The organism is Carnobacterium sp. (genome assembly GCF_032094055.1).
Lineage (GTDB): Bacteria > Bacillota > Bacilli > Lactobacillales > Carnobacteriaceae > Carnobacterium_A.
The window spans coordinates 13,747-22,589 of sequence record NZ_DAMDAK010000026.1; the positions used below are offsets into that span (position 1 = coordinate 13,747).

The following is an 8,843-nucleotide window of genomic DNA, read 5'->3' on the forward strand; positions in this document are numbered from 1 at the left end:
TAATATAGGAAAAAAGATGCCTCAAACGAAGCATCTTTTTTTTTTTGAATTTAATTTGTATAGTTGTCAAAGTACCCTTGGATATAGACGATCGGGGTTCCTTTGTCTCCGCTGCCGGACGTTAGATCAGATAATGAACCGATCAAGTCTGTTAATCTGCGTGGAGTAGTTCCTTGTGCTTCCATCGCCCCGACTAAATCTTCTTTTTTATTTTCGATATATTCGGAAATGGATTGTTTTAATTCTTCTCCGCGAAGGTGAGAGAAGTTATTATCAGCCAAGTATTTTAATTTTACTTCGTTTGGTGTGCCTTCAAGGCCTGAAGTATAAGCAGGTGAAACAACTGGATCTGCAAGTTCCCAAATTTTTCCAACCGGATCTTTGAATGCTCCATCGCCATAAACCATGACTTCAATGGTTTTGCCTGTTAACTCTTTTAACTTAGCTTGAATGCCATCAACAATGGGCTGGCAATTATTTGGAAAGAGTTTCAACGTATCTTCTGTTGCTTTATTTGACCCTAAAAGACCATAAGCTTCATTAAATCCGCTGCCGTTGATTGAAGTTGTTAAAATATCATCAAGGCCATAGACCGTTTCAGCACCGTTATCAGTTAAAATACGTTTCGTCCTGAAGCGAGAATGGATATCACTTGTTAAGACGTGTTTCGTATACGTTAAAATAGTTTTTGGATTATTTGAGAAAATGACTTCACACGTTGCACCTTCAGCTTCAATCAACTCTCGATAGTAATCGATGTAATCAATCCCAGTAAAGCGGTGCTTTTTATAACCGAAATGCTCACGGAACTCAGCTTCAGTTAAGGTGTCGGTCCATGGATTTACCCCTCTGACATCTAATTCATCAATCTCAACAAGCTGATTGCCAACTTCATCTGAAGGATAGCTCAACATTAAGATGATACTCTTTGCGCCTTTGGCAATACCACGCAAGATATTTGCAAAGCGATTACGACTCAAGATTGGGAAAATGACGCCGATTGTTTCGTCACCAAATTTTGCTTTGATATCTTCAGCAATATCATCAATCGATGCATAGTTTCCTTGTGCGCGCGCCACTATGGATTCGGTTATAGTAACAATATCCCGATTTTTAAATGAAAAACCTTCATTCTTAGCTGCGTTTAATACCGTTTCTACTACAACTTGTTCGATATCGTCGCCTTTATTGATAATTGGACCACGAAGTCCACGTACTACTGTTCCTACTGTGTTTTCCAATATAATCTCTCCTAATTATGATGCTCTATATGAATAGTTGAAATAAACTATCCCCTATTTATTCATTATACCTTTCTAGATAGCTATAAGTAAAATAGAATATGATACTAAATGAATATAGTTCATCATTAGAGCAGTGTTCTTCTTTTACTTATTCAATACTGCTAGATGTCTATTTCAAAGCCTGTTATCGTTTAAACCATTAGTGAAAATGCGGATTTAAGCTCTTTGCAGAATTCAAAAGGAGTTTATGTACCATAACGATAGGAATTTCTATTCGTTAAGACATGTAAAGAGGATTTACGTACTTCAACGTTAGAAAATTATGCAGGTTAAGGTGCATAAACGAGGTTTATGTGCTTTAACGCTGGAGATTCGATCTCTTTAAGGTAGGCAAATAGAAACTGCATATTTTAACATAAGCTAAATAAGGCAGTTCTCATTTTCAAATGCTAAAAAATCCTGAAAAACTTGTTAAAATGGCATTTTAATGTGTTTTCCTGTTAAACTTGAGATAAACAGCAAATGAGCAGGGCAAAAGGAAAGGCGGAATTAAATTGGATTTTTATACCATTGGGCATTCAACACATAGCAGCGAAGAATTTAGTGACTTATTAAAAGCCTATAAAATCGAAACGCTAATTGATATTCGTTCTTATCCAGGCAGCAAATATATGCCGCAATTTGATAAAGAAAATATGGAAAAATGGGTACCTGAACAGGACATTCGCTATCTGCATCTGCCTGTATTAGGCGGCAGAAGAAAGAAAAATCGTGAAATAGATGCAACGTTGGTCGATGGCTGGAGAAACACTTCTTTTCGCAATTATGCTGCATATAGTTTAACAGAAGAGTATGAAAAAGGAATCAGCGAACTGATGGCCATTGGAAACGAAGAACGCGTATGTTATATGTGTTCTGAAAGTGTACCATGGAGGTGCCATCGGCTGATTGTGTCAAATACATTGGCATCAAAAGGGCTGAAGGTTCATCATATTATGACGGAGAAAAAAACGATTGAACATGAGATCGGAATGTATGGAGCAAAAGCTGTCATTGAAGGAACAACCATTATTTATCCCAAGCAGCAAGCAGATACTGAACTACCTACTGAATAATGCTGAAATTTTTATAGGAATAGATTAAAAACTGCCGCTTATGTTTTCACTAGCATAAGCGACAGGTATATTTTCTGTAATTTAGTAAAGGGCTAAGATCGCTCCATTTGCAATTACGCTGTTTCCAATGGAGACTGTTTAGTTCATTTCTCGCACGGCATAATAATTGCCAACATTGTCTCTGAAGTTGAATGTTCTAAAATTACCTTGATAGACGTATTCACCGGTATAATAATCATCTTTTTCCAGCTGATCATGAATCTCTTCAAAATTAGGAGTATCAATTAAGATAGAAGGTTTGTTGTCCGCAACTTCCGGGGAATGTTTTCTGATGAATTCATTATCAAATAATTGAAAATGACAATACAGTGACAGTGCAAGCGTAATCGTAACGGAAGCACCCAGTTCCACGCGCGCAACTTCTTCGGCTTTAAAATAGTGTTTCCAAAAAGAAGCATTTTCTTCCACATTTTCAACATACAACATAATCGTGATCTTATTGGTCATCTGACATTCTCCTTTTTAAGAATTTTAAAAACGGATAATGATGCTACTACCATGAGTTAATAATAGGATAAATAAAACATAAAGTCGATTAAGATAGCTTCCAACGAACGTGCATACTAAGATTTTATCTGATTAAAATTATTCACTAATTTAAATATTCTTTAAATCGAAATGTCTTTAATGGGTCTATTTCAATGACAGGATGTTATACTATAACTGATTTGAAAAATCCATTAATAGGAGCGTGCACTCATGATTATAGGCGTTGAATTAGATTTTGTTGTAAAGGATAGCAAAGCTGCTTTGAATCAGTACAAATCCATATTTGATGTTACAGTAGTTGAGGAAACAAATTTTAAAACAGGCAGTAATGAAGTGGTGTTTACTATTTATGATACGCGTTTTCATATGCTCGATGAAAATCCTGAATATCAATTATTCGCACCGAAAGAAGGCAGTAGGCAATCCTTCTGGTTCAATGTAACCGTTCCTGACATCCAAGAAACAAGTGATAAGGCTATTGCTGCAGGAGCAACAGAAATTCAACCTGTTACAAGAATGGAAGAAATGGGTCTATCCAATGCGGTGTTTGCTGATAGCTTTGGGTACGTGTGGATGTTACACGAAATCCACCATGACGTATCATTTGAAGAACGTGAAGAAATTTTGAGTAAGGATTTTGAATAAACGATAGACCAGCCTTGTCTGATGAAAACTTCAGATTATAAAGAGGGTGTTTCTGAATAGCAATTACCGAAGGAGATTTTTACATGAATTTAAGAGAACAAATCAGCCAATATCAGCCTTATAATGCTCAAGAAGCGAAAGAACAAGAAGTTATGCTGCGTTATTTGGATACATTTGATGATTTGCTGACACGTGAAAATGAATTTGCTCACTTTACTGCATCAGCTTGGATCGTTAATTCGGATCGATCGAAAGTAGTGATGGCGTATCATAATATTTACCAATCTTGGTCCTGGGTCGGCGGTCATGCGGATGGGGATGCAGATTTGCTATATGTGGCGTTGAAAGAAACCGAAGAAGAAACAGGCTTAACGGCGATTATTCCGGTCTCAAAGGACATTTACTCACTTGAAATTTTAGGAGTCCCAGCGCATATAAAAAAAGGCGAACCGATCGCCACACATCTGCATTTGAATCTGACGTATTTAATTGAAGCGGACGAAAATGAAGAAACAACTATTAAACCAGATGAAAATAGTGCAGTGAGATGGATGGATTTAGATGAAGCCGTAAGTGCCTGCACCGAACCTGAGATGAAAGCAGTGTATCAAAAGCTGAATGAGAAATTAAAAACGGTTAAGTAAAATAGAGTTAAAAAGCAGCAATTTAAGTAAGGGATAAATAACGAAAGAACGTTGGAGGGTAAAAATGAATAATAACGATAGATTAGTGCGCTTAAGATATGCATTAGATATAAAAGACTTAGATATGGTTGAAATTTTCAAATTGGGCGAGATGGAAATAAAAATAGAAGATGTCCAAAGAATGTTGCTTAAAGCTAAAAACGATGAAGATTCTACAGTTAACGAGTACTTAAAAAAATGCGATAATCGAACATTAGAAGCTTTTTTAAATGGCTTGATTGTCTATAAAAGAGGAAGACGAGAACCAAAACCGGGTGAACCGCAAAAACAAGAATTTATGATCAAGAATGAGCGAAATGTGAACAATGTTTTATTGAAGAAAATAAAAATTGCACTTGCTCTGACAAGTGAAGAAATGCTGGACATCTTAGATGAAGCAGGAGTGCATTTGTCTAAAAATGAATTGAGTGCAGTATTAAGAAAAGAAGGTCAGCGCAATTATAAAGAATGCGGCGACAGATATGCTAGAAACTTTCTAAAAGGCTTGGCATTAAAATACCGCGATTAAAAAATGGAGAGAGTAAAAAAAGAGGAATCAGTTATGCAGTCAAAGCTGCACAGCTGATTCCTCTTTTAATGTTTTATGGAGTGTTTCTGCTTTTTTTAGTCTTCGGTTGTTTCGTTCATCCAACCTGCTTTATCAAACAAGTAGAAGCAGATACTTAAAATAATTCCGACAACACTTGCTAAAATCATACCTTTTAATTCAACACCAGCAAAGTTAACTGTCAAGCCGCTTAAACCAGCCACAAAAACGATCGAAGTTAAAATCAGATTTTTCGATTTACTGTAGTCAACTTTCGATTCAACCAATAAACGCAAGCCGCTTGTTCCAATCATTCCGTAAAGCAAGAAGGTCACGCCGCCAATAACATCTCCAGGAATAGTAGAAATTAAAGCTGCTAAGGGTCCGACAAAAGCCATACAAATTGAAAAAATAGCCGCTCCGGCAATTACACGAACACTATAGACGCGTGTAATGGCCATTACTCCGATGTTTTCACCATAAGTAGTTGTTGGAACTCCACCAATTAAACCTGATAATGCAGAAGCAAAATAATCAGCAAATAAAGAACGGTGCAAGCCTGGGTCTTTCATCAAGTCCCGCCCAATCACATTTGAAGTGACTACTTGGTGGCCGATGTGTTCCGAAGTTAATACGAGAAGGACGGGCAGCATAGTTAGAATAGCATGTACATCAAATTTCGCCCATTGAAAATGCGGCATAGTAAACAAAGAAGTTTCCAAAACTGGTGTGAAGTCGACCATCCCAAAAGCGATAGCTGAAAGATAACCTACAATAATAGAAATTAAAATAGGAATCGTGGATAAAAATCCTTTAAATAAAACAGATCCTAGAATAGCAACACCTAACGTGATAAAGAAAACAATAAAGTCTTGGGTTGCAGCCGTATCCGTCATCAAATTGGCGCCGATTGAACCGCCTTGAACCGTATTGCCTGCTAATTCCAACCCAATCAAGGCAACGACGGCCCCCATTGCGGCTGGCGGAAGCACAATATCAATCCACTTTGTACCTACGCGGTGAATCAGAAGAGCTAAAAGACACCCTATAATACCGAGAACAACGAAAGCACCTTGTGCATATTGAAAGCCTTGGTTAGCAATGATGATGCTGGTTGGGCCGATAAATGCAAAACTGGAACCCAAGTAAGCTGGGGCTTTTCCTTTTGTGATCAAAATGAATAACAATGTTGAAATACCATTCATCAATAAGACAATACTCGGGTCGATTCCAAAAATAATGGGAACTAAAACCGATGCTCCAAACATAGCAAACGTATGTTGTAAGCTAAGAGGAATAAGTAATTTCCCTGGGACCTTTTCATCGACTTGTATCATTTTCTTTGTTGACATCTATGATTCCTCCTATTGGGCATAAAAAATGCCCTTTTGAATTTATTATTCGCAAAAGGACCTAAGGTATCAAATATGGATTTGTTACCCTTTTTAATCTCTCTGGATTAATTTAAAAGGATTTTGCTTCATTTATTCTAGCAGTAAACATTCTAAATTACAATCTTCTCTTGTTAAGAAATGCAACTTTAGAAAAAGGGTTGTAATACCAAGGGCTATTAGTTGCATCTTACATAAATTAGCGTTAAACTTTATTTGGTTACAAAAAATAAGTGAAAAGGAGTTTGGTAAAATGACTAAAAATATCGGTATTTTAGTAGGTAGTTTACGCAAGGCCTCCTATACAAAAAAAGTAGCAGAAGTATTGGCAAATATGTTCCCTGAAGATTATAATGTATCTTTTATAGAGATAGGTGACCTTGATCTTTATAATCAAGACTTTGATGATGAAGGAAATGTTCCAGAATCTTGGAAAACATTCCGCCACACAATGGAATCTATTGATGCTGTTTTATTTGCCACTCCGGAGTACAATCGTTCTGTTCCCAGTGTTTTGAAAAATGCGATCGATGTTGGTTCTCGCCCTTATGGTGCTAGTGTTTGGGATACAAAACCAGCAGCAGTTGTCAGTGTTTCACCTGGAGCAATCAGCGGATTCGGAGCCAATCATCATTTGCGCCAATCCTTAGTATTCCTTAATATGCCGACTCTTCAACAGCCAGAAGCTTATATTGGAAATGTACTCAACCTTTTAGAAGAAGATGGTTCAATTACTAATCAAGGAACTTTAGACTTCTTCCAAATGATTATCGATTCATTCGTTGAATTGATTAAGAAATATAGCTAAATGATAATTATGGAAAAGCATGTTCACACTTATTTAAGTGATCGTGCTTTTTTTTGCTCTTATTTTTTCTTCACGCTTTTTAGGTTTTAATGGTAAAATTAAGTATGCTTATACAATTTGGTTTTTATTTCAGAGCTGAATTCATGTATTCAGAAAAGAAAATAAAGTAGCTTAGGAGGGATTTATGAGTTTACTGATTATGGTATTATTGTTACTAGTGAGTTTATTGATTTCCAATGTTATTAGTCATTACATTCCATATGTACCAACTGCGCTGATCCAAATAGTATTTGGGGTAATGTTGGCATTGGTGTTTAAAGACGTTTCGTTTGGATTAGACTCAGAATGGTTTTTACTATTATTTATCGCACCGCTTTTATATAATGATGGACGCCACTTTCCTCGTGAAGAACTATGGAAAATGCGAGCGCCTATTTTTGGCAATGCTATTTTCCTTGTTTTGTTCACCACAATTGGTGGAGGGTTATTTATTCATTGGTTGATTGAGGCGCAATCCTGTCTCCTACTGATCCTGTTGCAGTAAACGGAATAGCTAAACGGATCCGTATTCCTGAAAAGATTTTAAGTGTCGTTAGAGGGGAATCGCTGATCAATGATGCTTCTGGTTTGGTAGCCTTTAATTATGCCGTAACAGCTGCCGTAACAGGTTATTTTTCATTAGAAAAAGCAGTATTTGATTTTTCATATATTTTTATTGTTGGGGCACTTTCAGGTCTAGTTACCAGCTTGCTGATTACCTGGATAAGATATAGTTTGCGCAAACAAGGAATTGGAGATGTGACGTTTTATTCCTTAGTACAAATTTTAACTCCATTTATTATCTATATCGCTACAGAAGAATTACTGGGAGCTTCAGGAGTGATAGCCGTTGTCGTAGCGGGCTTGTTACATGCAATTGCTTCAGAAAGAACAGAAACAATTGCTGCGGAAGAAAAAGTCCTAACAGAAAATATTTGGTCGATAGTCTTGTTTATTTTAAATGGGATTGTGTTTCTTTTATTAGGATTGAATATCCCTTCTTCTATGTCTGCAACCGTTGAAAATCCTACAATCGGAAACTGGCGGGCTATTGGTTATGTGTTAGCAATCGGGATCATTATTTTAAGTATCCGTTTTATCTGGTCTTATCTTTTTACGTTTTATCAGTATCATTTTCGCAAAGCAACAGAAGCAGATAAACCAAGTCTTAAATCAAGTCTATCCTCGAGTTTAACAGGTGTGAGAGGGACAGTGACGATGGCCGGAGTTCTTTCTCTTCCTTTGTATTTAGAAAGTGGAGCGATATTTCCTGAACGTTCGCTGATTCTCTTTTTAGCAGCAGGAGTTATTCTGTTTACCTTGGTTATGGCAACTGTCTTTTTACCGTTGTTAAGTGAAGAAGAAGCTGCAACTGATGAAGAAGAATCCGTTAAAGATGCTAGCTTAGTTCGAGCTCAGCAAAAAGTACTATTGGCAGCCATTCAAAAAATCAAACAAGAAACAAATGAAGAAAACCAAATGGTCGCCTTTGCTTTAATGGATGAATACAAAGCTATGTTCAAGAAGATGCAGCCGGAAAAGAGTGCATTAGAAACAAAAGATTACCAAAAAAGAATTACAGAAATACGTCTTTTGGGATTGAAAGCTGAAAGAAAGTATATTCAAGAGGCCATGCAAAGAAAAGAAATAGATCAAGAAACCTTTGAGATATTGGAAACTTCCTATGATCATCGTGAAGAAATCCTTTCTCTTGATATGGGGTCCAGTGTAAAGCACATTATTGGAAGTACTATCAGAGAATGGAAACGATTTAAGAGAAGGATTAAGGGGAACAAAGAAGCTGCTCAAAAGAGAATGCTTA

At 36.7% G+C, this 8,843-nt stretch carries 8 protein-coding genes and 1 pseudogene; 6 read left to right on the top strand and 3 right to left on the bottom strand.

Annotated features, from left to right (window positions below):
- Positions 1 to 50: 50 nt before the first annotated feature.
- Positions 51 to 1,241 (bottom strand): coenzyme F420-0:L-glutamate ligase, encoded by a 1,191-nt coding sequence (locus RT405_RS05790; protein WP_313468340.1) that lies wholly within the window; start codon positions 1,239 to 1,241, stop codon positions 51 to 53.
- 557 nt (positions 1,242 to 1,798) lie between these two features.
- Here RT405_RS05790 and RT405_RS05795 point away from each other — a divergent pair.
- Complete coding sequence (locus tag RT405_RS05795; protein ID WP_313468342.1) at positions 1,799 to 2,359, top strand: DUF488 domain-containing protein; 561 nt, start codon at positions 1,799 to 1,801, stop codon at positions 2,357 to 2,359.
- A gap of 138 nt (positions 2,360 to 2,497) precedes the next feature.
- Here the strand turns inward: RT405_RS05795 and RT405_RS05800 are convergent, their stop codons facing one another.
- On the bottom strand, positions 2,498 to 2,866 hold the full coding sequence (locus RT405_RS05800) for a VOC family protein (protein WP_313468344.1): 369 nt from the start codon (positions 2,864 to 2,866) through the stop codon (positions 2,498 to 2,500).
- A gap of 252 nt (positions 2,867 to 3,118) precedes the next feature.
- Between RT405_RS05800 and RT405_RS05805 the strand changes: the two genes are divergently transcribed.
- The 3 genes from RT405_RS05805 (at position 3,119) to RT405_RS05815 (ending at position 4,765) form a co-directional block, all read left to right on the top strand.
- Complete coding sequence (locus RT405_RS05805; RefSeq protein ID WP_313468346.1) at positions 3,119 to 3,553, top strand: VOC family protein; 435 nt, start codon at positions 3,119 to 3,121, stop codon at positions 3,551 to 3,553.
- Positions 3,554 to 3,636: 83 nt separating this feature from the next.
- Positions 3,637 to 4,197 carry an NUDIX hydrolase gene (locus RT405_RS05810; protein ID WP_313468347.1) on the top strand — a complete coding sequence of 187 codons (561 nt, stop codon included), beginning with the start codon at positions 3,637 to 3,639 and terminating at the stop codon, positions 4,195 to 4,197.
- A 64-nt stretch (positions 4,198 to 4,261) separates the two neighbouring features.
- Positions 4,262 to 4,765 carry a DUF1456 family protein gene (locus RT405_RS05815; RefSeq protein ID WP_313468349.1) on the top strand — a complete coding sequence of 168 codons (504 nt, stop codon included), beginning with the start codon at positions 4,262 to 4,264 and terminating at the stop codon, positions 4,763 to 4,765.
- A 95-nt stretch (positions 4,766 to 4,860) separates the two neighbouring features.
- Here RT405_RS05815 and uraA read toward each other — a convergent pair whose 3' ends face one another.
- A complete protein-coding gene (uraA, locus tag RT405_RS05820) occupies positions 4,861 to 6,135 on the bottom strand; it encodes a uracil permease (RefSeq protein WP_313468351.1) in 1,275 nt (424 codons plus the stop codon).
- A gap of 292 nt (positions 6,136 to 6,427) precedes the next feature.
- Between uraA and RT405_RS05825 the strand changes: the two genes are divergently transcribed.
- Positions 6,428 to 6,982: an NAD(P)H-dependent oxidoreductase gene (locus RT405_RS05825; RefSeq protein ID WP_313468353.1), complete on the top strand. Its 555-nt coding sequence runs from the start codon at positions 6,428 to 6,430 to the stop codon at positions 6,980 to 6,982.
- Positions 6,983 to 7,181: 199 nt separating this feature from the next.
- A pseudogene (locus RT405_RS05830) lies at positions 7,182 to 8,843 on the top strand (Na+/H+ antiporter); the annotation flags it as partial.

Bases quoted from the DNA above. Each gene is read 5' to 3' on its own strand.
- RT405_RS05800 (WP_313468344.1), bottom strand. From the start codon at position 2,866: ATGACCAATAAGATCACGATTATGTTGTATGTTGAAAATGTGGAAGAA.
- RT405_RS05805 (WP_313468346.1), top strand. From the start codon at position 3,119: ATGATTATAGGCGTTGAATTAGATTTTGTTGTAAAGGATAGCAAAGCT.
- RT405_RS05810 (WP_313468347.1), top strand. From the start codon at position 3,637: ATGAATTTAAGAGAACAAATCAGCCAATATCAGCCTTATAATGCTCAA.
- RT405_RS05815 (WP_313468349.1), top strand. From the start codon at position 4,262: ATGAATAATAACGATAGATTAGTGCGCTTAAGATATGCATTAGATATA.
- uraA (WP_313468351.1), bottom strand. From the start codon at position 6,135: ATGTCAACAAAGAAAATGATACAAGTCGATGAAAAGGTCCCAGGGAAA.
- RT405_RS05825 (WP_313468353.1), top strand. From the start codon at position 6,428: ATGACTAAAAATATCGGTATTTTAGTAGGTAGTTTACGCAAGGCCTCC.